Below are 23,772 nucleotides of genomic sequence, written 5' to 3'. Positions count from 1 at the left end.
TGAGAAAGATAAAAAGAGCTAAATAAAAATACCTTGCACCATCTGCCCTGCTTCAAGCTGTTGATGTGCAGGAATACGCACCAAACCATTGGCTTGCATTAAATTACTCAGCATATGTGATTGTTGTTTGCCGAGGCTTTGGACTGTGAGCTTGGCTTGATCGAATTGCACCGACATACGTAAAAAACGTTCTCGTGCATCGGCTTTTAAATCATGACTGAGTTCCGCGCTGAACCATTGCAAAGATGATGTTTGCCCTTGCAAAGCGTCTAATAGCGTCGTGGTATAAATTTGCATGCCCACATACACCGCAGCAGGATTCCCTGGTAAGCCCAATAAATAACAGCATTTTTGATCAGGCTTTTGCAATGTTGCAAAGAACATCGGTTTACCTGGTTTTTGTTTGATTTTCCAAAAGATTTGTTCAAAACCTAATTCCAATGCCACAGGTCGAATAAAATCATAATCACCGACTGAAACCCCGCCTGTGGTCAGGATCAAATCATAATTTTGACTTAATTCTGCGAATAATGTTTTTACCGCAAGTGCTGTATCCGCCACATGAAAAATATCAATCTGTTGATTATGCTGCTGAAACCATGCCTGAATTAAAGGGGCATTGGCATCAAAGATTTTGCCTGCAGTGAAGTCCTCAATATTTTTTGCAACTTCATCACCTGTGATTACCACTGCAATTTTAGGATATTGAAAGACTTGAACCTGTTGAATACCTGCCATGCTTAAAGCTGCGATTGCACCCACTGACAGTTGTTGACCTTTCTGCGCAAGAGATTGTCCAATCGCAATTTCCTCGCCAACATCACGAATATCGGCATGTTTTTTCAGTGCTTCTGTCATTTGAATTTTAGATGTCGAAACTAAATGGACAATTTCTTGCCGTGCTACCGTTGTTGTTCCAAGCGGAATTTTTGCTCCCGTAAAAATACGTAAGGCTTGTCCATGCGCTAATACAACATCAGCACATTGTCCTGCACGAATTTCCCCAATCAGTTCAAAAGTCGAACCAGCCTCAATCACTTCGTCTGCATGTATCGCATAGCCATCTACTGCACTTTGTGAAAACATGGGTAAATTAATACTTGAAGCAACATCTACTGCTAAATAACGATTTAATGCTGCATGTAAAGCAAGATCTTCAGTGCCTAAAACTTGGCTATGTTGTTGAATCAATGACAATGCTTGATCAATCGCAATTAAACCCTGTTCAGCCTCACAACCTGACATTATTGATAACCTCCCGCATGCGGAATATTTTTTTGTACATCAAAGAGATGCACAAGTGCAGGTAAAATTGCGCTTAAAGACTCTAAAGCCCCCTGACGACTGCCCGGTAAAGTAATCACCAAACTTTGATCGATATAACCTGCAACCCCCCGACTGAGTGCAGCATAAGGGGTACGGCGTTGCCCAAAACTGCGTGATGCTTCCATTAAACCGGGAATTTCACGTTCTAATAAAGGCTGAATGGTTTCTACAGTTAAATCTTTTGGCCCTAAACCTGTACCGCCCACGGTTAAAATTAAAGGATATTGATTTTTTTGCTGTTCAATCAATGCCAATAATTGTGTCGGATCATCAGGAATCACTTGATAAGCAATATTACTAAAATTGGCTTCTTGTAAAATTTCTAGGACATTTTGCCCTGCGGTATCAGGCTTTTTCCCTGCTGCGACAGTATCGGACAAGACAATCACCGATGCAGATAGACTCTGTTTTAAAGCACGGGTAAAATGTGATTTTCCGCCTTTTTTCTTTTCTAATTGAATGGCATCCAATAATAAATCATCAGGGTCACAATGCGGTTTAAGCATGTCATACAAGGTTAGTCCTGCAAGACTCACTGCCGTTAATGCTTCCATCTCAACACCTGTAGGGCCAATGGTTTCCACAACAGCGCTAATTTTGACATGTGCATCAAACAGTTCGTAATCGACATCGGCACGGTAAATCGGCAGTGGATGGCACAATGGAATCAGTTCATCGGTACGTTTTGCCGCTAAAATCCCCGCAATCCGCGCTGTTTTTAAAGCATCCCCTTTTTCCGTAGTGCCATTGCGTAATAATTCGATGCAATGAGGTGGTGCATGTAATATTCCTGTGGCGATCGCGGTGCGATAACTTTCTGCTTTCATGCCAACATTTTTCATTGCACATTCCTATTTTATAATTTTCTTCAAGATTAACGGTTTGATTTACAAATGCCATTGATAAACAGCGGGATCTACCGAAGATTCGTGCTGTTTTGCCGTTAAAGAGGCAAGTTCCTGTGTGTGTTGCTCATGAGGCAGATGATCATCTTGATATGTTACTGTAGATGAATGTGCACGTAGACGATGATGTATATGGTCACACTGTTTCGAATGCTGATGTGGTGCAGTATGTGATAGCTCATCCTCATGATCTTTACGGATACAACACCCCTCTACATATTGACTGCTGCCATCCATATAAAATTCTTCTTTCCATACAGGCACTTCATGTTTAACCCGTTCCACCGCCTCTTCACAAGCAGCAAATGCCTCCCGCCGATGTGGTGCATAGGCCATTGCAATAATCGCTTTTTCACCAATATCTAAAGCGCCAACGCGGTGAATCACACGCACATAAGATATGCCATGTTTGATTTGAATCTCTTGTTCAATTTGACGGATCATTTTTTCTGCTACAGGCGCATAAGCGGTATATTTCAGCGCCTTAACCGACTTACCTTCATGATGATTTCGCACCGTGCCGACAAAAATCCCGATCCCGCCACATTCAGGAAAATGTTCAATGCCATCAAAATCGTCTTGGCTTAATGCACTCTCTTGAATGCGTTTAAAATCTTTTAAATGTCGATGTTGACTATTCACAATTTCAGTCATGTTAACCTCCTGCAACAGGCGATAATAAAACCAAAGTAGTATCTGAACTTAAAAGGGCTTGTCGTGGAATAATGTCTTCGCCCACCGCGCAAGCACAACGTTCCAAAAGTGTTGAGGACTGTGGATAAGCACGTTGTACATATTCAAGTACATCGCTAATGCTGATTTCAGACTCAAACTGCAAGCATAAATCTTGTGGCAGTTGTCGCTCAATCGCACCAAACGACTCTATTTGAATGTTGATCAGTGCACTGTGAGGATCTTGATTGTGTACTGTGAAATGCATCTTAACCTCCAATCATATACATACTAATTTTGCGTGTTGCCACATGGTTTACAGATGCCGTTAATGTCGTTTGTTCTTGCTGTATGGCATCAAAGCCTTGTTTCTTATGCCAAATATAATCAGTTAACACTGCATTTAACTTCAATTCTGCTGGTGCTTTTTTCTGCATCAATGCCTGAATGTGTTTTTTTAAATCCAAACCTTGCGTTGCAAATAGACAATTAAAAAACTCTCCTTTTGCAGTTAAACGCAATCGGTCGCATGTGCCACAAAATGAATTGGAAATGGTGGAAATAATCCCAATCGGAAAACCATGAATGAAATAAGTGCGTGCAGGTTCAGACGATTGACCTTGTTTGATGGTGACATCAAAATCTTGTTTTAGATGTCTTAAAATGTCTTGTTCCGTCACCAAATGCGCAGATGACCAATGCGCATCACCATCTAAAGGCATAAATTCGATAAAACGCACCATCACATTATTTTGTATCGACCAATGTGCCAAAGGCAAAATTTGATCGTCATTAACACCTCTAATGAGCACAGTATTGATTTTAATTGGTAGCCCTACCGCTTTTGCTTGCTGAATTCCCTCAAGTACAGGCAATAAATCTTTTTTGGTTAAGTGTTTAAATTGCTCGGCATCTAAACTATCTAAACTGATGTTTAAATCATCCAATCCCGCTTGTTTCAGTTGTGAAGCATATTGTTTTAAATAATGTGCATTCGTGGTCATAGACACTTTTTTGAGACCGATTTTTTTCAACTGTTGTAATTCGGCAATAAAATGCACCACGCCTTGACGCATTAAGGGCTCGCCCCCTGTAATCCGAATGTGTTCGATGCCACGGCGCACCATAAACTCGCAAAACTGATAAAGTGCTTCAAAACTAAGTAAATCTTGTTTTTTCATCCATTCGGGATGTTCAGGCATACAATAGACACATTTAAAATTACAGCGATCTGTCACTGAAATTCTCAGTTTACGTTTATGACGTCCAAATTGATCAACAAATGGATTGACGTCACGCTGTACATTATGATGTGGTATTGCATTCATACACAGTCCCTTTTGCACTGTTTAAGTTCAGGATTTTCCAAAACTAAAAAAATGCATCATCTGATTTACAATGAAACTGCAAAAAGTGTTCCAATATTTAGTAAATCGAAATATTTTTATAAAACTCAAAGGCTGCAAAGTTAAATGTGAATAGATTTCAATTGTTGATATTGTTGTAATTCATCCAGCGAATTAATACTGTGCAAAAATAATGCATGATTTTTAAATATTACCCCCTGGCCGTGCAACTCGGAAAAACACTGTTTTAAACTGCGCTTATTTTGTGCAAGACTGTTTTGAATAGTCTGATATGCACTACGCTTGACAAGACAAAATGGATATAGCGCCACACCATTAATTTCGACATAAGCCACATCAGACAAAGCATTTTTGGCTAATGCTTGATGTAATTTTTCAACCACACGCTTAGGAATAAACGTCACATCACAAGGGACAAACAACACATAATCGGCTTGCACATACGTCCACGCACTTTTCATTCCCATCAAAGGACCTTGAAAACCCTGATCATCATCTTGATAACAATGAATAGTGGGGATCATTTTTTGATAAATTGAATAATCCCGATGGCTATTCACCCATACAGCCGAGACTGCATTTTTGAGTTTCTGATGTATTTTAATGAGTTGAATTTGATCATCAAATTTTTGCAACAGTTTATTGATGCCATTCATCCGCCGTGCCTGACCACCTGCAAGGATCACTAAATCCGTTTCGGGATAATCTATCCCTCGACTGATCATTTTGACTATTCTCTTCATTCGGCTGCCTCCGCTTGACAAGCTTTGATCAGACCACGAATTTCAGGTAGACAAGAACCACAGTTCCCCCCTGCTTTTAAGCAGGCAGTGACTTGTTTTTCATTGCTTATATTTTGTTCTTTTATGGTTTGAATAATGCGGTTTTTACCGACTTTAAAACAACTACAGACCAATGCACCATCATGATTCCCCATCGACATGGCTTGACCTGCAAGCAATGCCTTACGGTGCATTGCACTTAAGCGTTCACGTTTAAACAAACTTGCCACCCAGTCACGATCAGGCAATAAGGCTTTCGGTGCAATATATAAACTCGCAATGAGTTGACCATCCTGCAACACCACACTATGACTAATATGCGAGGTTTGATCTTCAAGATTCAACCATTCATAACTCTCGTCCTCAAAAGGTAACAACTCTTTTAAGTGTTCAGTAGTTTGAGTAAAACGGCGACGATCAGCCAACTCATAACGTATCGCTTTAGCAATTTGAATTTTTGTCCACCACACGGTATTTTCAATACTATTTTTAACGAGATGGTCAAAACCATGTCGCACATAGAACACCCCTTGCCATTGGGTATAAAAAGGGTGAATGATGACAGGCGTATGTTTAAATTCAGGCTCGCCCGAAATAGCATCGACCACAGGATTGACCACTTTGCCAATGCGTGCATCTGAAGCAAATTGATCGTTCCAATGAATCGGAGCAAAAATCTGTCCACGGCGAATATTTTCACTCACCACCGCACGCAGTACACAATTCCCCCAAGCGGATTTAATCTCAACCAATTCACCATCTTTTAAACCATATTTCAGTGCATCATTTGGATGAATTTCGCAGTAAGGTTCAGCTTTATGGGTACTTAAATTTGCTGACAGACCTGTTCGTGTCATGGTATGCCATTGGTCACGGATTCGACCTGTATTTAAAATAAGTGGGTATTCACGATCAGTTTGATTTACAGGATCAATCATTGTTGTTGCAATGAATTTCGCTTTGCCATCGGCATGGCTGAATTGCCCTCGTGTAAATAATTGCCCATATTCATCTTTCGATTGTTTTTTTTGTATCACAGGCCATTGCACAGGTTCGAGTTCATGATACTCAGACAATGAAAGTTCAGTTAAACCTTGTAGATTAAAATAACGGAAGTTTGCAACATCAGCACGTTTATTGATTTCTGTATTTTGATAAGCAGAAAGTTGAGCATGTTCTTTGAAAATGTCATGGCTATTTTTAAACTCAAAACCACCAAAACCCATTTTCTTTGCCACTTGTGCGACTGCCCACCAATCTGCTTTGGCTTGTTCAGGCTCAGTTAAAAATGCGCGCTGTCTTGATATACGACGTTCAGAATTGGTCACCGTACCATCTTTCTCACCCCAGCCTAGTGCAGGCAATAAAACATCGGCATATTGGGTGGTATCTGTATCTTTACAAATATCTGAAACCACAACAAATTCACATTTGTCTAAAGCACGTTTTACCTGATCTGCATTCGGCAAACTGACCACAGGATTGGTCGCCATGATCCAAATGGCTTTAATTTTACCACTTTCAACTGCTTCAAAAAGATCAACTGCTTTTAATCCAACCTGAGTGGCAATGGATGGGCTGTTCCAAAAACTTTGCACAAGCTGTTGATGCTGAGGATTTTCAAGCTCCATATGCGCCGCCAACATATTGGCTAAACCACCGACTTCACGGCCACCCATGGCGTTGGGTTGTCCTGTCATCGAAAATGGTGCTGCACCTAATTTACCAATTTTTCCTGTGAGTAAATGAGCATTGATAATACTGTTGGCTTTATCTACCCCACGTGAAGATTGATTAACCCCCATAGAAAATAAGGTCATGACTTTTTCTGTTTGAGCAAATTTTTCAAAGAAAACTTTTAATTTTTCGAGTGAAATCCCTGTTTTCTTTGCAACTGGTTCGATGTCCGCTTCAGGCTGTGAACTTTCTAATAGCGCATCCAAACCTTGTGTATGTGCTTGAATAAACTCGTGGTCACTATACCCATTTTGATATAAATATTGAACTAAACCATTAAATAACGAAACATCTTGACCAATCAGAATCGGTAAATGTAAATCCGCTGCTTCACAGGTAGCAGTAAATCGTGGATCGATCACTACAACAAATAAATCTCTTTCTTCCTTAGCTTTCATAATGCGTTGATACAACACAGGATGACACCATGCTGTATTTGAGCCGACTAAAACCACCATGTCGGTGTGTTCAAAATCCTCATAACTTGCAGGAACAAGGTCTTCGCCAAAGGCACGCTTATGCGCTGCTACCGCAGAAGACATACATAAGCGTGAATTGGTATCAATATTGGCAGTACCGAGATAACCTTTAACGAACTTATTGACCACATAATAATCTTCGGTCAGCAATTGTCCTGAGACATAAAATGCAATGCTGTCACGACCATATTGGTCAATACATTGTTGAAATTTATTGGCAATTAGGTCCGTCGCTTTATCCCAGTCAGTTTTTTGACGTGTGTAAGCATAGGCATGTTCTGCATCAATTTTCCGCCCGAGCATAGGGTGTAAAACACGTGTTTCTAGCCCTACGGTATCTGCTAAATTACTGCCTTTAATGCAGAGTTTGCCGTAATTGGATGGATGATTAACATCACCGATTACAGATACTTTTTGTCCAAGTACAGTATCTTCAACAGTTGCCGTTACACCACAACCTACTCCACAGTATGGGCATGTGGTTTGGGTAATTTTGACTTTATTTTCTGTGGAGCTGTGCAATTCCATTACAGGGATACTATTCATTTTCTGCGGTGCTCCTGATAATGCTTTTATTCCCCTCCTTTCAGGAGGAGTTAGGGGTGGTTTATATTAGAAATCCCCACCATCCCAACCTCCTTCTCCCTAAGCCATATACGGCGTAAGAGAAGGCACTTGAATACCTAAATTTCACAATTTAAAAAAGGAATTAGGGAGACTAATTCACCCTGCTTTCTTCAAAGCAAAATCCTTACCAAACAGCAATTTATTTCGAATAGAAGAAATAGAAGTTTGATCCGAGATCAATTCAGCATACCAAGTCCCATCTTCGGTATCACCAAACAAGACAGCACCAATAACTTTATCTTTTTGAATAATAATACGTTTATAGATTTGACGTTTCTCATCATTCAATACGATGTCTTCAAATTCCTCATCAGCATTCTTATCAAGATCAATTCGACCTGCGGAGAACACATCACAGCCACTCACTTTGAGCTGCGTCGGCACTGTTGGTGCTTTAAAAGTTAAACTGCCATGTTCAGCCAAATGTGATGCACAAATAAATGCTTGACCCCACAAAGGTTCAACCAAACCAAAGGTTTGATTACGATGCTCAATACATTCACCAACCGCATAAATACTTGGGTCATAAGTCTGCATCGTATCATTCACCAACACACCACGATTACAACGTAAGCCTGCACTTTGTGCCAATGCCATATTCGGACGGATACCGACTGCAAAAACCACTAAATCAGCATCTAAAATTGTGCCATCTTTTAAGCGTACATGTGTGACATGACCATTTTCACCCAAAAGGGCTTCTGTATTGGCTTCAGTGATGATGCAAATACCTTTTTGCTCAATGCTATGACGTAACATTTGGCTCGCTTTACTATCCAATTGACGTTCCATAATGCGATCCATTAAATGTAAAACAGTCACATTCATGCCACGTTGTTTTAAACCATAAGCTGCTTCGAGCCCGAGTAGACCGCCACCAATCACCACTGCATTTTTCTTAGATTTGCAGTAGTCGAGCATGGTATTGACATCGTAAATGTCACGGAAGCTTAATACACCATCAAGTTCTGCACCGTGTACAGGCGGCACAAATGGCTTAGAACCTGTAGCCAAAATCAAACGGTCATAATCAACCATTAAACCTTTTTCGGTATAAACTTGTTTACGTGGACGATCAATCCGTACCGCAGGATCGCCTGCAATAAAGCGAATATTTTTATCGCTATACCAAGCGTGCGGGTGCAGCATAATATCATCAATGGTTTTATCTCCCGATAACACAGGTGATAGCATGATACGGTTATAGTTCCCCCATGGCTCTTCACCAATGACGGTAATTTCATAACGATCAGGTGCCATGTCAAGCAAGTCTTCAAGGCAACGCATACCTGCTAGACCATTACCGATCAGCACCAACTTCATTTTTTCTTGAGACGTACCATTATTGGTAATATAGGTTTTTTGTGGTGTCGGGCTAATCATCACTCGACCATTTTCAATTTTGCTAGGAAATACTAAAAGTTTTTGATCTTTATCTTCCAAGCAACGCCCTGTTGCCAAACTAAAATGTTGTTTATAAATCGGAGAAGCAACCACACGTTCACCTTGTAAATCACCAATAATGCCACGTGACATCACAAAGGCTTTGCTAAACGGATCTTGGTTGCTGAGTGCGTATACTCGCTTTTCTGAACCTACACGGAAAATTGCAATTTGTTGGTCATCAATTAACGCACCCACACCTGTATTCGGCGTAATATCATCCAATGCACATACATCTAACCAATTCAATTCATTCATATCTTTAAATACTGTCATCATCTTATCCTTGTTCTTTAACTTCATTTTTTCTGCATCTTCATCTTTTCTCTTCAGAAAATGCAGCGCTATACTTAAAAGAAGTTTTCTGACCTAAATTCGTTAAGCTTCAACTACAGGGATACGACTCGCATCACGTTCTGCTTCTGTCTTTGGACGAATTTGTCCACGTACTTCAGCAAATTGCACATGTGGATCTTGTTGTTGTTCAGCTTTAGCATTGATAAAGGTGACAAAGCGTTTACGCACTTCAGGATCTTCCACCGCTGTACGCCATTCATCTTGATAGGTACCTACCACATGGCTCATACGGCATTCAAGTTCTTCTGCAAGCCCTAAAGAATCATTCACCACCACATCTTTGAGATAATCCAATCCCCCTTCCATGTTGTCACGCCATACTGAGGTACGTTGTAGACGATCTGCCGTTTGGATGTAGAACATAAAGAAACGATCGATATATTTGATTAAGGTTTGTGTATCTAAGTCGGAAGCAAGTAATTCAGCATGGCGCGGTTTCATACCACCATTACCACAAACATATAAATTCCAACCCTTTTCAGTTGCAATCACACCAACATCTTTACTTTGCGCTTCAGCACATTCACGAGTACAGCCTGACACTGCCATTTTGAGTTTATGTGGAGAACGTAAGCCTTTATAACGATTTTCAAGGAAAATGGCTAAACCGACTGAATCGTCTACGCCATAACGACACCATGTACTGCCTACGCAGGATTTCACAGTACGCAATGACTTACCGTAAGCATGTCCTGACTCAAAACCTGCATTGATCAGTTTTTCCCAGATTTCAGGCAGTTGATGCAGTTGTGCACCAAACATATCAACACGTTGACCACCTGTCAGTTTGGTATACAAACCATATTCTTTGGCAATTTGACCGACAGCAATGAGTCCATCTGGCGTGACTTCACCGCCTGCCATACGTGGCACGACTGAATAAGTCCCATCTTTTTGAATATTGCCAAGATAATAATCGTTACTGTCTTGCAGACCTGCATGACTTGGTTTAAGCACGAAGTCGTTCCAACAAGAAGCAAGAATATTTGCCACAGTCGGCTTACAAATATCACAACCTAGACCATGTCCATGTTGTTGAATTAAATCATCAAAGGTTTTGATTTCATTGACACGAACCAAGTGATACAACTCTTGACGAGAATAGGCAAAGTGCTCACAAAGGTGGTTATTTACGGTCACACCTTGGCGTTGTAATTCTGATTTTAAAACTTGAGTAACGAGCGGTGCACAACCTCCACATGCTGTTGCAGCTTTGGTACATTTTTTCAAAGCACCCAATGAAGTCGAACCTTCTTGAATTGCGGAGCAAATATCAGCTTTAGAGACGTTATTACATGAGCAAATCGTTGCACTATCAGGCAGTAGGTCTACACCACTTCCGCCTGTTTTTTCACCTGATTGAGCATAGCCTGGCATGATGAGGCTTTCAGGATTTTCAGGAATCTCTAAACCATTGAGCATCATTTGTAGCAAGTCATTGTACTCTTTAGCACAACCGACCAGTACCGCACCTAAAAGTTTGGTTTTCTCAGCATTGACCACAATCTTTTTATAGATCATGGCATCTTCATCAGCAAAGAAATAACTCAAGGAATTTGGGGTCATCGCATGTGCATCCCCCACAGAAGCTACATCCACACCCATCAGTTTCAATTTGGTGCTCATATCTGCACCAGCAAACTCATTGCAGTTGTGTTCTAACACATGTTTGGCTGCAATACGCGCCATGTCATAGCCCGGTGCAACCAAACCATAAATTTTATTTTGCCACAGCGCACATTCACCAATGGCATAGATATCAGGGTTAGAAGTTTGGCAATAATCATTGATCACGATCCCGCCACGCTCACCAATGGCTAAACCGCTTTGACGTGCGAGTTCATCACGAGGACGAATGCCTGCTGAAAACAAAATAATGTCGGTTTCAAGCTCAGAACCATCACTAAATTTCATCACATGAGTTGTATTTACACCATCTTCAATGGATGAAGTCGCTTTTTGGGTATGAACTTTTACCCCTAAATTTTCAATTTTTGAACGTAAAACTTTACCGCCTAAATCATCGATTTGAACCGCCATCAAACGTGGCGCAAATTCAACCACATGCGTTTCTAAGTCTAAGTCTCGAAGTGCTTTAGCAGCCTCCAAACCCAATAAACCACCACCAATCACCACACCTGATTTTGCATTCAAGCTTGCAGCTCGAATCGCATCAAGATCTTCAATGGTACGATAAACAAAGCAATTTTGACGATCATTACCTGGAATCGGTGGAACGAATGCATAAGAACCTGTAGCGAGAATCAATTTGTCATAACTGATGACATCACCATGATTAGTCGTTACCAATTTATTTACAGTATCAATTTCTGTTGCTTTTGTGCTTAAACGGAGATCAATACCATAAGCATCGGCAAAATCTGCACGGCATAAAGTTAGGTCTTTTGCCGATTTACCAGTGAAATATTCAGTTAAATGAACGCGATCATAAGCTAAACGTGGTTCTTCTGCCAAAATCGTGATTTCAACTTCATCACCTGCATGCTCTAACACAGATTCAATGAATTTGTGCCCTACCATTCCATGACCAATCATGACTAATTTCATTTCAATTCTCCTCAATTCTTATGCTTATACGTGGCTTTTAAGCTGCGCTATTTTATTTAACTGTTGCCGCTGAAGCTTGCTCCATACGGTTGCGTTCCAAGACAGCTTCTTCAAATAACTTTTGCTCTTTTTCTTTATGTTCAACTGAGAATCGAATCATCAATACAAAGCTTGCTGCAATGACTACTAATCCACCCAAAATCATCAGTGTAATTTGAATATCCAACATACCTTTGAGTAAAAAACCTGCTGCGACTGCACCAACGTTACCACCTGCACCAATAATCCCTGCCACGCCACCTAAGGCATCACGGTCAATGAAAGGAACTAGGGCATAAGTTGCACCACATGCCATGTGAGTAAATAATGCGAATACCGTCATTGCTAGGATGGCAAACATTGGTACATTCATTTGTGAGAAGACAATCAGGAATAAACCTTCCATGAGAATCATCACAAAGAGAACTTTAGTACGACCATCTAAGCCTTTTTTAGTCGCTACTTTGTCTGAAACAATTCCACCCAATGCACGAGCAAACAATGCCAATAAACCGAAGATCCCTGCTGCCATGCCCGCTTCTTTTAAACCAAAGTTGAAATGGTCTACGTAGTACATCGCAATGATGTTATGGATGAAAATTTCGATGCCGAAACATGCCGCATATGCACCAAATAAAATCCAAACGCGGTAGTTTTTTGCGGCATGCATTAAAATTGCGATACCACCTTTTTTGTCACTTCCTACTTGAACGCCTTCGGCACGTAATTCTTTAAAATGACCTTGTGGACAGTCTTGGGTAAATTTCCAATACATAGCACCGACGATTAACATCATCACACCTGGAACAATCAGTGCAATTCTCCAACCTAAAGCTTTTTCAATCCCAAACATCACTAAAGCAGAAAGTAATAACGGCATAAGCGCTTGAGTTGCACCACCACCCGCATTTCCCCAACCTGCAGTCGTTGCATTGGCTGTACCTACGACATTTGGTGCAAACATGATACTGGTGTGATATTGGGTGATGACAAAACTCGCGCCGATCGCACCAATCAATAAGCGGAAGAATAAGAATGATTCATAACTATTCGCAGATGCCACGCCAAATACTGGGATACTGCCGAGAATCAATAAAGCGGTATAGGTTTTGCGTGGGCCGTATTTATCACACAATGGCCCAACGATAAGACGAACCACGATTGTGATTGCAACTGCTGCAATATTAATATTGGCAATTTGATCTTTAGTCAGATGAAATTCACCAGCAATGACTGGCATTAAAGGTGCACAAGCAAACCATGCAAAGAAACAGACAAAAAATGCGAGCCAACTCATATGGAAGGCTCTCATCGCTGCGCTGCTAAAACTAAAAAGATTGATTTTTGTTGCTTTTTTAGCATCCAAATTTATATTTGAAGACATAACCATCCCCTTCCAGAACTGAACGTATAGGTTTATCTGCTGTGCAACTATTGCACTTCAGATTCGATCAGAGCGGACGTCGTTGGCCGTCTTACAAATTTTTCATCGAGTCTTCTTTGACTCAGGTAGGATTATGCAACTGGTGTGCCAACTTTTTAAGTTAGAACATATATTATTATTTTTAAATGAATTTATTTTTTTAAATATAATTCTAATCCACAAATAAGTATATTTTAGATTCATGGTTGAGCAAGTTTGTTATGCTTTACTGTGCGATCAATCAGCGCAATTTGCATCATTAAAGTGCATTCATCGCAAAGCTAAATCCAATTCAAGCAATATATGCTCTTTTTGGTATAGAAATTGCTTATTAAATAATAACTTTCAGGCTTCCTGATACGCATGTCAAAACTTAAAATTGCTTTGATTGATGATGATTCTGATCGAGCAGAATTTGTCAAAAAAACCCTTATCGAACATCAGTTTGAGGTCGTTGCATGCCTTATGACCGATCAACTCGATCTCTTTTATCTACAACAAATTCATGCCGATGTCATTCTTTTGGACATGGATCATCCACATCGGGATATTATTGAAAGCTGCGTTAGTCAATTTGACTTACCCACTGTGCTTTTCACTAAAAATGGGCATAAAGAAACCATCAAAAGTGCGATTGAAGCTGGAATTACTGCTTATATCGTAGATGGAATACAACCTGCGAAATTAGACAGTATTTTACAAATAGCAATTGAACAATATAAAAAGCATAAAAAGTTAACCAATGACTTAAAAGAAGCTAAAACTAAATTAGCAGACCGTAAAGACATCGACAAAGCCAAGGTCTTGCTTATGAATTTACACCAAATCAATGAAGAAAATGCATTTGCATTACTGCGTAAAAATGCGATGAGTCATCGTATGACCATCGGTGAAATGGCACGTAGGCTCATTGATGCACAAGCACTACTCCAAGGACATACAAAGGATGAATTATGAAAGCATTAGAACAAACAGAGATTCAACTGGGTTATGTACCACTTTTGGACTGTATTGCACTGTTATGGGCACAACATCAAGGCTACTTTATTGAACAAGGCTTAAACGTAAGCTTAGTCAAAGAAGCATCATGGGCAAGTTTACGTGATCGCTTAGCTTTTGGTTTTTTAGATGCGGCGCACTGTTTATCCGCGATGCTACCTGCCGCAGCATTGGGTGATGATCAACTTGGCATTCCGCTACAAACACCTTTGGTACTCAGTACCAATAAAGCGTTTATCAGTTTAAGTCAGCAGTTATGCCATGAACTGAATATTGGCTTACATGATTGTGTCGAGCAAACTGCGACAAAAGTCGTCGATGCATTTAAAAATGGACAAACCTTACAACTGGCACATGTTTTTAAACATTCGATCCATCACTATAGTTTACGAGAATGGTTAGCACTGGTAGATCATGAGGTCGCAGCACAATATCCTTTTTGTACCCTACCACCACCGTATATGGTTGAGGCTATCTCTAAACAAATGATTGATGGTTTTTGTGTTGGGGAACCGTGGAATACTCAAGCTGAATTAGAAGGCTATAGTCAAATTATTGCCAGTAGCCAAAAGATTATTCCAAGTGTTGCAGACAAAGTATTGGCCGTCACTGCAGCTTGGGCTGAACAACATCCTCAAAGTTTAGCTGCATTAAAAGCAGCTATTGTTCAGGCACAAAATCATTTAAGAGATTTAGAGGATTTTAGTGAAGTATGGCAACTGTTAAAAGACTATCAGATTGTTCGTTTTAATTGCTCAACACATGTACATGTGAAAGCATGTTATAAAATTCAAAATATTATTCAAAATCTTGTACCTATTGAAGTTAACCCACAACAGGCAGATTTTGAGTGGCTCGTGACTCAAAATTGTAAGTGGCAGCAACTCGACATCAGTCAAACACTTCAACAAGAAATAGCAAGGCAGTGCATTTTGTAATCGGCATTGATGGAAATATGCTGAAAAGCCATACATCAAAAGCAGATAAAATATTTTTTTCTGCTTAAAAAATAGCATGATAAGCATTTTTTTGTTCAAAATGCATATTTATAAAGCAAACGATTCATTTCTGTGTATTCTCTTGTTGACGAGTTGCTATTTCATCCCTAAAATGCGCATCAGATTCTCCAATAGCTCAGTCGGTAGAGCGACGGACTGTTAATCCGCAGGTCCCTGGTTCGAGCCCAGGTTGGAGAGCCATCTATTCTTCCATAGCTCAGTCGGTAGAGCGACGGACTGTTAATCCGCAGGTCCCTGGTTCGAGCCCAGGTGGAAGAGCCAAGATTTTAAAAAGCCCATGCATTGCGACATGGGCTTTTTTATTTTACGATTCAGACTCAATACAATATTTTATTCAATCAAATATGTCTGAAAATTCTCATATTTTTTATTTTAAGCAAAATAAACGCCATAAATTTACACTTCCCATCCTGCTTTTAATTTTTATCCTTGCAACATTGATAATGATGGTTAATGCAATTGCACATCACAGTATTATTTATACAGCACTTGCACTATTTTTTGGCTATCTTATTTATCTGTGTAGTTTTGCAACCTATCGCTTATTTAAAATTGGGCATCCACATTTAAAAATTACAGCAGAGGGTCTGTTTCACGAGGGTATTTGGAAAAAATCGGAATATGTGAAATTTATTGATATTGAAACTTCAGATTTAAAAATACATTCCGTTTATGGCAATACGATGTGTGACTTACAATTAAATGCTTGGAATGTTCAAAAACAGCAAAAAACGGGCTATGGTGATTATAAAGAAGTTTTACGTATTCGTATTTTCCCAGAATGTTATCGCTGCATCGATCTTGATTTTGCCACATGGATTACTTTATTCAAACGCATGAATATCCAACAACGTAATGAACTCATTCAACAATGGAATTTAGGGATCAAGCCTGAACTCACTCAATATTTCACTGAAAAAGAGCGGCAATATTATTTAGAAAATAATGTGATTTTAATTGGTAACAACATTCGTTTGGCATTTCAACATGATGCAGAACAACGGCAAAATAAGATTTAAATCTTGATTAAAATCTTATTTTATAAAAGCTGAGTCAAAAATAATCATGATGTCTACATCCCCTACATTAAAATTCAGTTCTCGCCTAAGTCTTATCATTTTCAGTTTTATTATCACTTATGTTTTTGCCTGTCTATTTTATTTTTTAAATCTTGAATTTCAGTTACATCACCCCCTACTCGCATTTGGCTGTGCATTCATCAGTCTTTTATTCATTCTCATCTCACTCTATTATTTTGTATTTCTCATCCGCTTTGGAAAGCCTTTTTTAAGAATTTCTAAGCAACGACTTGAAATTCAAACATTATTTAAGTCTTTCAATATTGTGCTTGAAGATATTGAACAAACCAATATCAGTGTAGAAAATCTTAATTTCTTCCAAGCAACGGTCATCTTGCACCTTGATCAGAAATCAACACATCAACATCATGTAATTCCGCTATTCTTTTTACCCAAACACCTCCATTTTGAAATCATCACGTTATTATCTTTAATCTATTATCTTCCTGAGTCTAAAAGAGAGATATTTATTCAATCTTATCAAAAAGATATCAATATTGATTTCAAAGAGTATTTAAACATTGAACAAACTTTTGAATTAGATCTATTGGGCTATTTACTGATTTCAAAATAGCCCCATGATGCAATACTGGATAAAAATTAAGTTTAGCAACTGTAAGTATAAAAAAACCCGCATCTAGCGGGTTTTTTTTCAGCTGAAAAATTATGCAGACTTTTTCGCCGCATTATTTTTACGAATCGTAATCATTACCAACTGAACTGCCGCAGGTGTTACACCTGGAATACGACTTGCTTGAGCTAAAGTTTCAGGACGTACATCTTTCAACTTCAAGGTAATTTCACGAGAAAGACCAGAAACTACATCATAATCAAAATCAGCAGGTATACGCGTGTCTTCTAAACGCTTCATCTGCGCAACATCTTCTTGCTGACGGTTGATATAACCGGCATATTTCACCGCAATTTCAATTTGCTCACCGACAAATGCAGTCACTTCAGAACCCGTGATTTCAGCAATTTGTGAGAAATTGATATTTGGACGTTTCAGCAAATCAATCGCATTGGTTTCTTTAGACAAGTCATCCCCTGTCAAATCAACGAATTTCTTACCCAATGCATTATTTGGTGCAGCCCAAAGATGCTGTAAACGCGCTTTTTCAGTTTCTACCGCTTCCATTTTTTCACAGTAGTTTGCCCAACGCGCATCATCCACCAAGCCCATTTCACGACCAATTGGTGTTAAACGTTGATCCGCATTGTCTTCACGCAGCATCAAACGATATTCCGCACGTGACGTAAACATACGGTACGGTTCTTTAGTACCCAGTGTAATTAAATCATCCACAAGTACGCCCATATACGCTTCATCACGTTTTGGCGTCCATTGCTCTTGATCCCAAGCACGGCGTGCAGCATTTAAACCAGCCAATAAACCTTGTGCGCCTGCTTCTTCATAACCTGTTGTACCGTTAATTTGACCAGCAAAGTACAAGTTATTGATCGCTTTGGTTTCTAAAGAAAACTTCAACGCTTGCGGATTAAAATAGTCATATTCAATCGCATAACCCGGACGAAGAATGTGTGCATTTTCCATACCACGAATCGAACGAACCAATTCAAACTGAACATCGAAAGGAAGTGATGTAGAAATACCATTTGGATATAATTCGTGTGTATCCAAACCTTCGGGCTCTAAGAACACTTGATGCGAGTTTTTATCTGCAAATTTATTGATTTTATCTTCAATGGATGGGCAATAACGAGGCCCAACACCTTCAATCACACCTGTATACATTGGTGAACGATCTAGACCACCACGAATAATGTCATGCGTACGTTCATTAGTATGAGTAATATAACAATTGACTTGCTCAGGGTGCATCGACACATCCCCCATAAATGACATGGTTGGCGATGGGAAATCGCCTGGTTGTGGTGTCATGACAGAGAAGTCAACTGAACGCGCATCGATACGTGGCGGTGTACCTGTTTTTAAACGACCTACAGGTAGTTTTAATTCACGTAAACGCGCTGCTAAAGAAATCGAAGGAGGATCACCTGCACGACCACCTGAAGCATTATTTAACCCCACGTGAATCACACCACCTAAGAATGTGCCTGTGGTCAACACAACCGTTTTCGCATCAAAGCGAATTCCCATTTGTGTGACTACACCTTTTACGGTATCGCCTTCAACAATTAAATCATCCGCTGCTTGTTGGAAAATGTCCAAATTTGCTTGGTTTTCTAAAGTATGACGAATTGCAGCTTTATAACGGATACGGTCAGCTTGCGCACGTGTCGCACGTACTGCTGCACCTTTACGTGAATTTAAAATACGGAATTGAATACCGCCTTTATCGGCAGCCAATGCCATTGCACCACCTAAGGCATCAATTTCACGTACAAGGTGAGATTTACCAATACCACCAATGGCTGGGTTACAGCTCATCTGCCCTAAAGTCTCAATGTTATGAGTAAGGAGTAAAGTCTGTCGACCCATACGTGCCGCAGCAAGTGCTGCTTCCGTACCTGCGTGACCGCCGCCGATAACAATGACATCGTAAACTTTAGGATAATGCATAGTGATAATTGAGAGAAAATAAAATGACGTAAAATTATAGCAAATTTTTAACTTTAGTATGAGGATGATTTACAATTTTTATTTTCCTTCGTGGTTTCATACTATTAACACACCGTCACATTCTGTAGCAGTTCACTCTCATAAATCAAATATAACTTGCTTAAAAAATTTCCTAGTATGAATAACGAACGTAGAGATCAGGGTTATTTTTCCCTCATTATTATTTGATTGAATAAATAAAGGATGCATGTCATGAAAAATACAATCTCAAAGGTACTTTCTCTTTCACTTATGTGTTTTGTAGGTACAAGCTTTGCCCATGCAGCAGATGAAAACTCAAGCAAAGCGGAAGTTAACAAGCAAATTCAAGTTTGTAAAAATAAAAAGCAAGGAGATTGGGTTGTTTATGCCAATAAAGGTGTAACTTATAACGGTAGCTGTGAACCCAATGAAAATGGTAAATTGCAATTTACTTTCCCTGCACCAGCAGGTGGTGCAACAGCAGCTGCTCAAGCTCAACCGACAACAATTGAAAATACACCAGCTGTAGCTGTAGAAAGTACATCTGCGGTTCAATCAGAAGCTCCTGCTACTGATGCAACGCAACAAGCAAGTCCTGAAGCAGTAACACCAGCTACTGATGCAACACAACAAGCCAATCCCGAAGCTGCTGTAGATGCACCTGATGTAGCACAATAATGCCTTTAAATAAATAAACTTTATTATTTTCAGTTTGAAAATATAACTCAAAAGGCGATCAATTTTTATTGATCGCCTTTTGCTTTAATCAAAATGTCCAATACGATCAAATAATTCTTAATTTATTCTAAATTTCTATTCCACTTTTCCATAAATCGTTTAGGCTAAAACTTAGCACGATTTAAAACAACAAAAAGGAAAAGTATATGGATTCAGGGATTATCACCATGATGCTACCTCTTGCTCTTGCCATTATTATGATTGGCTTAGGGCTTGAGCTTACTCTAAAAGATTTTGCACGAGTCACTCAACATCCGAAAGCTGTGGTCATCGCTTTATTTTGTCAACTCGTACTCCTCGTCGGTATTGCTTTTATTCTATGTAAAATCCTCGCTTTACCGCCCTTACTTGCTGTCGGTTTAATGCTGCTCGCTGCTTCACCTGGTGGAAGTACAGCAAACTTATTTAGCTATTTATTTAAAGGTGATATTGCGCTAAATATCACGCTGACCGCGATCAACTCAGTAATCGCCGCGCTAACCCTACCTTTCATTGTTAATTTTTCGATTCAATATTTTATGAACGATGCTCAGCAAATCAGCATGCAATTCAGTAAAATAGTGCAAGTTTTTGCCATTATTCTCATTCCTGTTGCTATAGGAATGACCATTCGACGTTATGCACCTCATTTTAGTGAAAAGCTGAATAAGCCTTTACGCATTTTTTCAGTTGTATTTTTAGTTTTGATTATTATTGGCGCCATTGCCAAAGAGCGTGCGCACATTGTGGAATATATCGCTCAAGTGGGAATTGCAACGATTATTTTTTGTATTTGTAGCCTGTTAATTGGTTATTTTGTCCCACGTTTTTTAGGAATTAGTAGTGCTCAAGCACGTGCCTGCGCCTTTGAAATTGGCATTCATAACAGTACTTTAGCCATGACCATTGCACTGACTGTTATAAATAACACGACCGTTGCGATACCAGCAGCCGTTTATTCTATTTTTATGTATTTTTTCGCAGCTATTTTTGGCATGCTCATTTCACGTTTGGCAGACCATCAATCTGTTTCGACCTCTGCTTCTCTATCAAACACTTAATATCAGATCCTATGTTTAAAATGGACGTTCAACGTCCATTTTTTAATTTGATACAGCACAAGTGCATGGTTTCCGCTACAATACTGCTTTTAAGAAAAGTATTAGGTCTTTGCCGTGAAGTGGTTACAAATTCATATTACAGTTGAGCAAGCTCAAGTTGATTTTACAGAAACATTATTAAGTTCACTTGGCGCTGTAAGCGTTACCCTTGACGATGCTGAAAACCAAGACTTACTTGAACCACTACCAGGTGAAACACCACTTTGGAATAAAGTGATTGTCACAGGCATTTATGCGCAAGAAGATGATGAAGAAATTGATGTCGCCGCTTTAGAAACCTTTATTCGTACACAACTACCAACAGAACCGATGCGTAGTGAATTCTTAGAAGATCAAGAATGGGAACGCACATGGATGGATGCCTACGAACCCATTCAAATTGCTGAAAAATACTGGATCGTACCCGAATGGATGGAAGCGCCTGAGGCTGATGCAGTTAATATTAAACTTGATCCAGGTTTGGCTTTTGGTACAGGTAACCATGCTTCTACGTTCTTATGCTTACAATGGTTAGGCAAAACTGATGTGAAAGATAAGATCGTCATTGATTATGGTTGTGGTTCAGGCATTTTAGGTGTTGCGGCACTTTTGCTTGGCGCAAAAAAAGTGTATGCAACCGATATTGACCCACAAGCTGTTTTAGCCACACAACAAAATGCTGAGTTAAATGGTGTATTGGAAAATCTGTATGTCGGTTTGCCTGAAGAATTCAATCAAGTATTGGCGGGACAACAAGCAGATGTTTTTGTTGCTAACATTTTAGCAGGTCCACTCATGATGCTTGCGAAAGAATTTTCAACTTTAATTAAACCTGAGGGTGAATTTGCACTTGCAGGTGTCATTGAAGAACAAGTAGAGGATGTTTCTCAAGTATATGCTGAGTTTTTTGATATATTAAACGTTGAAAAACGTGATGAAAATTGGTGCCGTATTTCAGGAAAACGCCATCAAGCATAAATCCATACATTGATAAACTTATGAGTGACAAACAAACCCGCTGCCCCCAGTGCTTAACTTTATATCGAGTCTCTGTGATGCAACTGACTGTTGCAGGCGGTGAGGTTTGTTGTGCGAAATGCTCAACTCAATTTAATGCACTACTTCATTTAAATGAGATCAGCTCTACTGAAAATGACATCACTGCACTTAATTCTGTCACCCAACCTATTTTTAGCCAATTTCCAACAGGCGATGCTACAACGTTCGAACTTGAGAAAAACAATATTACTGATTTTTTTAATCGTAAAATTCAAAACTCAAATATTGATTTAAGAACTTATCTCAATAGCCTCAAAGTTGTACAAGATGATGGTTTTAATGCCTTTCCATCCTTACATTTGGCGACTCATCATAATCATAAAGCACATGCACAAATTCAAAAAACTCGCTTTTATTACATCATATGGACATTGATCAATATTGCTTTGGTTTCTATTTTAAGTTTTCAAATTTTATGGTTTAACCCCAATCTACTAGACCGCTATCCTATTTTAAATACAATTTTTACTCAGACCTGCTCAGTATTAGGCTGTGAAACCATTGATCAACGTTATAAAAAAATTTTAGTCAACAACCTACAAGTTAAAGCTACGCTAAATAATGAAACCGAGTTTTCAGGTCAGTTGATCAATCAATTTTCCAAAAGTTTAGAATTACCCTTAATTAAAGTGTCTCTATATAATAAGGAAGGCAAACTCTTTAAAACATTTATTATATCTTCTGATGAATATCTTGTAGAAAGTTTATCTCGGATTCGACGCATTCCACAAAATAGCCCTTATAGCTTTAATTTTAAGTTACCAATTCAGAAAAAAAAGATTGACAGTTGGAAATTAGAAATAATTCACCCTTAATATTGAAAAAAACTATAAAAAAATTAAAAAAAATGTAGTTTTCTTGCTCACTTTTTCTTAGACAATGGTATCATACGCGCCACGAAAGCTTTGTACCGCAAACTCCTCGCAATTTTTCACAATAAATATAGTCTTGACCATGTGCTTAATCTCTCATTTTGCGCATCAGGGATTGTTTTTGTTTTAAAGTGATCAGTAACAAATATTAATTTATTGTTACGCTTATTTTTCACTCAATTGCATTAGGTTGTGGCAAGCTAATTGTTCTTGTTTTAGAGCCCACCGTTTTAGGATCTAAAACGGAGCTCGATATTTTTTAGACCACATTTATATTACTTTACCCAAGTAGTATCTGAATTTTCGGATTAACTCGCATGAATAGCAAATCTCCTATTTTTACTGCACAATCTGATGTCGCTTTACGTATTCACGTAGATCGCGCAGTTCGCCACTATTTTGCACAATTGCAAGGTGAGCAACCATCTCAAGTGTATGACATGGTGCTAGCAGAAATGGAGAAACCTCTTTTATCTGTTGTTTTAGAATATACGCGTGGGAATCAGACTCGCGCTGCTGAAATTCTCGGACTGAACCGTGGTACTTTACGTAAAAAGTTAAAAGCTCACGGTTTAATGAGTGAATAAATGATAAAATGCTCACGGCTTGCGTGGGCATTTTTTTTACCTACGTTTT

At 39.2% G+C, this 23,772-nt stretch carries 19 protein-coding genes, 2 tRNA genes and 1 pseudogene; 11 read left to right on the top strand and 11 right to left on the bottom strand.

Annotated features, from left to right (window positions below; translation table 11 throughout):
* Positions 1 to 18 precede the first annotated feature (18 nt).
* The 10 genes from HX129_RS06575 to HX129_RS06530 form a co-directional block, all read right to left on the bottom strand.
* Complete coding sequence (locus HX129_RS06575) at positions 19 to 1,245, bottom strand: molybdopterin molybdotransferase MoeA (protein ID WP_286433011.1); 1,227 nt, start codon at positions 1,243 to 1,245, stop codon at positions 19 to 21.
* Positions 1,245 to 2,168 carry a bifunctional molybdenum cofactor biosynthesis protein MoaC/MoaB gene (gene moaCB / locus HX129_RS06570; RefSeq protein ID WP_286433013.1) on the bottom strand — a complete coding sequence of 308 codons (924 nt, stop codon included), beginning with the start codon at positions 2,166 to 2,168 and terminating at the stop codon, positions 1,245 to 1,247. The genes HX129_RS06575 and moaCB overlap by 1 nt, the downstream gene beginning before the upstream one ends.
* 45 nt (positions 2,169 to 2,213) lie before the next feature.
* Positions 2,214 to 2,885 (bottom strand): molybdenum cofactor biosynthesis protein MoaE, encoded by a 672-nt coding sequence (locus HX129_RS06565; RefSeq protein ID WP_286433015.1) that lies wholly within the window; start codon positions 2,883 to 2,885, stop codon positions 2,214 to 2,216.
* A 1-nt stretch (position 2,886) separates the two neighbouring features.
* Positions 2,887 to 3,171, bottom strand: a complete 285-nt coding sequence (locus tag HX129_RS06560; protein ID WP_130072831.1) for a MoaD/ThiS family protein — start codon at positions 3,169 to 3,171, stop codon at positions 2,887 to 2,889.
* A 1-nt stretch (position 3,172) separates the two neighbouring features.
* Positions 3,173 to 4,231 carry a GTP 3',8-cyclase MoaA gene (moaA, locus tag HX129_RS06555; protein ID WP_286433016.1) on the bottom strand — a complete coding sequence of 353 codons (1,059 nt, stop codon included), beginning with the start codon at positions 4,229 to 4,231 and terminating at the stop codon, positions 3,173 to 3,175.
* A 140-nt stretch (positions 4,232 to 4,371) separates the two neighbouring features.
* Positions 4,372 to 5,013 (bottom strand): molybdenum cofactor guanylyltransferase, encoded by a 642-nt coding sequence (gene mobA / locus HX129_RS06550; RefSeq protein ID WP_286433018.1) that lies wholly within the window; start codon positions 5,011 to 5,013, stop codon positions 4,372 to 4,374.
* Positions 5,010 to 7,814 carry a nitrate reductase gene (locus HX129_RS06545; RefSeq protein ID WP_286433019.1) on the bottom strand — a complete coding sequence of 935 codons (2,805 nt, stop codon included), beginning with the start codon at positions 7,812 to 7,814 and terminating at the stop codon, positions 5,010 to 5,012. Before HX129_RS06545 ends, mobA begins: the two co-directional genes overlap by 4 nt.
* A gap of 177 nt (positions 7,815 to 7,991) precedes the next feature.
* Entirely contained in the window at positions 7,992 to 9,614 is a 1,623-nt protein-coding gene (gene nirD / locus HX129_RS06540) for a nitrite reductase small subunit NirD (protein ID WP_286433020.1), read from the bottom strand.
* Between the two features lie 102 nt (positions 9,615 to 9,716).
* Positions 9,717 to 12,263, bottom strand: a complete 2,547-nt coding sequence (gene nirB, locus HX129_RS06535; protein ID WP_286433021.1) for a nitrite reductase large subunit NirB — start codon at positions 12,261 to 12,263, stop codon at positions 9,717 to 9,719.
* A gap of 52 nt (positions 12,264 to 12,315) precedes the next feature.
* Positions 12,316 to 13,686 (bottom strand): MFS transporter, encoded by a 1,371-nt coding sequence (locus HX129_RS06530; RefSeq protein WP_286433022.1) that lies wholly within the window; start codon positions 13,684 to 13,686, stop codon positions 12,316 to 12,318.
* A 402-nt stretch (positions 13,687 to 14,088) separates the two neighbouring features.
* On the opposite strand from HX129_RS06530, the gene HX129_RS06525 reads away from it, so the two are divergent.
* The 6 genes from HX129_RS06525 to HX129_RS06500 all read left to right on the top strand — a co-directional run bounded on the left by HX129_RS06525 (position 14,089) and on the right by HX129_RS06500 (position 17,396).
* Positions 14,089 to 14,682: an ANTAR domain-containing response regulator gene (locus HX129_RS06525; RefSeq protein ID WP_130072838.1), complete on the top strand. Its 594-nt coding sequence runs from the start codon at positions 14,089 to 14,091 to the stop codon at positions 14,680 to 14,682.
* Positions 14,679 to 15,662 (top strand): ABC transporter substrate-binding protein, encoded by a 984-nt coding sequence (locus HX129_RS06520; protein WP_286433023.1) that lies wholly within the window; start codon positions 14,679 to 14,681, stop codon positions 15,660 to 15,662. The genes HX129_RS06525 and HX129_RS06520 overlap by 4 nt, the downstream gene beginning before the upstream one ends.
* Before the next feature lie 185 nt (positions 15,663 to 15,847).
* Positions 15,848 to 15,923, top strand: a tRNA-Asn gene (locus HX129_RS06515).
* A 5-nt stretch (positions 15,924 to 15,928) separates the two neighbouring features.
* Positions 15,929 to 16,004 (top strand) — tRNA-Asn (locus HX129_RS06510).
* 182 nt (positions 16,005 to 16,186) lie between these two features.
* Positions 16,187 to 16,762: a hypothetical protein gene (locus HX129_RS06505; protein WP_286433024.1), complete on the top strand. Its 576-nt coding sequence runs from the start codon at positions 16,187 to 16,189 to the stop codon at positions 16,760 to 16,762.
* 325 nt (positions 16,763 to 17,087) lie between these two features.
* Complete coding sequence (locus tag HX129_RS06500; protein WP_194088752.1) at positions 17,088 to 17,396, top strand: hypothetical protein; 309 nt, start codon at positions 17,088 to 17,090, stop codon at positions 17,394 to 17,396.
* Positions 17,397 to 17,486: 90 nt separating this feature from the next.
* Here the strand turns inward: HX129_RS06500 and mnmG are convergent, their stop codons facing one another.
* The gene (mnmG, locus tag HX129_RS06495; protein WP_130072842.1) at positions 17,487 to 19,367 is read right to left on the bottom strand and encodes a tRNA uridine-5-carboxymethylaminomethyl(34) synthesis enzyme MnmG; all 1,881 of its coding nucleotides are present in this window, start codon (positions 19,365 to 19,367) and stop codon (positions 17,487 to 17,489) included.
* Between the two features lie 252 nt (positions 19,368 to 19,619).
* Here mnmG and HX129_RS17775 point away from each other — a divergent pair.
* The 5 genes and pseudogenes from HX129_RS17775 to fis form a co-directional block, all read left to right on the top strand.
* Positions 19,620 to 19,853, top strand: a pseudogene (locus HX129_RS17775) (hypothetical protein); the annotation flags it as partial.
* A gap of 419 nt (positions 19,854 to 20,272) precedes the next feature.
* Complete coding sequence (locus HX129_RS06485) at positions 20,273 to 21,166, top strand: bile acid:sodium symporter family protein (RefSeq protein WP_286436086.1); 894 nt, start codon at positions 20,273 to 20,275, stop codon at positions 21,164 to 21,166.
* A gap of 114 nt (positions 21,167 to 21,280) precedes the next feature.
* The gene (prmA, locus tag HX129_RS06480) at positions 21,281 to 22,183 is read left to right on the top strand and encodes a 50S ribosomal protein L11 methyltransferase (protein ID WP_286433027.1); all 903 of its coding nucleotides are present in this window, start codon (positions 21,281 to 21,283) and stop codon (positions 22,181 to 22,183) included.
* Between the two features lie 20 nt (positions 22,184 to 22,203).
* Positions 22,204 to 23,079, top strand: a complete 876-nt coding sequence (locus HX129_RS06475) for a DUF3426 domain-containing protein (RefSeq protein WP_286433028.1) — start codon at positions 22,204 to 22,206, stop codon at positions 23,077 to 23,079.
* A gap of 374 nt (positions 23,080 to 23,453) precedes the next feature.
* Complete coding sequence (gene fis / locus HX129_RS06470; protein ID WP_001086304.1) at positions 23,454 to 23,723, top strand: DNA-binding transcriptional regulator Fis; 270 nt, start codon at positions 23,454 to 23,456, stop codon at positions 23,721 to 23,723.
* Positions 23,724 to 23,772 lie beyond the last annotated feature (49 nt).

It is taken from the genome of Acinetobacter sp. 251-1 (assembly GCF_030329305.1).
Classification (GTDB): domain Bacteria; phylum Pseudomonadota; class Gammaproteobacteria; order Pseudomonadales; family Moraxellaceae; genus Acinetobacter; species Acinetobacter piscicola_A.
The sequence above is the reverse complement of the archived record's forward strand: the minus strand, read 5'-3'. Positions and strand labels throughout refer to the sequence as shown.

Coding starts and splice junctions, on each gene's coding strand:
- mobA (WP_286433018.1), bottom strand. CDS start 5,013: ATGAAGAGAATAGTCAAAATGATCAGTCGAGGGATAGATTATCCCGAA.
- nirB (WP_286433021.1), bottom strand. CDS start 12,263: ATGAAATTAGTCATGATTGGTCATGGAATGGTAGGGCACAAATTCATT.
- HX129_RS06485 (WP_286436086.1), top strand. CDS start 20,273: ATGGATTCAGGGATTATCACCATGATGCTACCTCTTGCTCTTGCCATT.
- HX129_RS06545 (WP_286433019.1), bottom strand. CDS start 7,814: ATGAATAGTATCCCTGTAATGGAATTGCACAGCTCCACAGAAAATAAA.
- HX129_RS06530 (WP_286433022.1), bottom strand. CDS start 13,686: ATGTCTTCAAATATAAATTTGGATGCTAAAAAAGCAACAAAAATCAAT.
- nirD (WP_286433020.1), bottom strand. CDS start 9,614: ATGACAGTATTTAAAGATATGAATGAATTGAATTGGTTAGATGTATGT.
- fis (WP_001086304.1), top strand. CDS start 23,454: ATGAATAGCAAATCTCCTATTTTTACTGCACAATCTGATGTCGCTTTA.
- HX129_RS06575 (WP_286433011.1), bottom strand. CDS start 1,245: ATGTCAGGTTGTGAGGCTGAACAGGGTTTAATTGCGATTGATCAAGCA.
- HX129_RS06560 (WP_130072831.1), bottom strand. CDS start 3,171: ATGCATTTCACAGTACACAATCAAGATCCTCACAGTGCACTGATCAAC.
- HX129_RS06505 (WP_286433024.1), top strand. CDS start 16,187: ATGATGGTTAATGCAATTGCACATCACAGTATTATTTATACAGCACTT.
- HX129_RS06565 (WP_286433015.1), bottom strand. CDS start 2,885: ATGACTGAAATTGTGAATAGTCAACATCGACATTTAAAAGATTTTAAA.
- HX129_RS06475 (WP_286433028.1), top strand. CDS start 22,204: ATGAGTGACAAACAAACCCGCTGCCCCCAGTGCTTAACTTTATATCGA.
- HX129_RS06520 (WP_286433023.1), top strand. CDS start 14,679: ATGAAAGCATTAGAACAAACAGAGATTCAACTGGGTTATGTACCACTT.
- HX129_RS06525 (WP_130072838.1), top strand. CDS start 14,089: ATGTCAAAACTTAAAATTGCTTTGATTGATGATGATTCTGATCGAGCA.
- mnmG (WP_130072842.1), bottom strand. CDS start 19,367: ATGCATTATCCTAAAGTTTACGATGTCATTGTTATCGGCGGCGGTCAC.
- moaCB (WP_286433013.1), bottom strand. CDS start 2,168: ATGAAAAATGTTGGCATGAAAGCAGAAAGTTATCGCACCGCGATCGCC.
- moaA (WP_286433016.1), bottom strand. CDS start 4,231: ATGAATGCAATACCACATCATAATGTACAGCGTGACGTCAATCCATTT.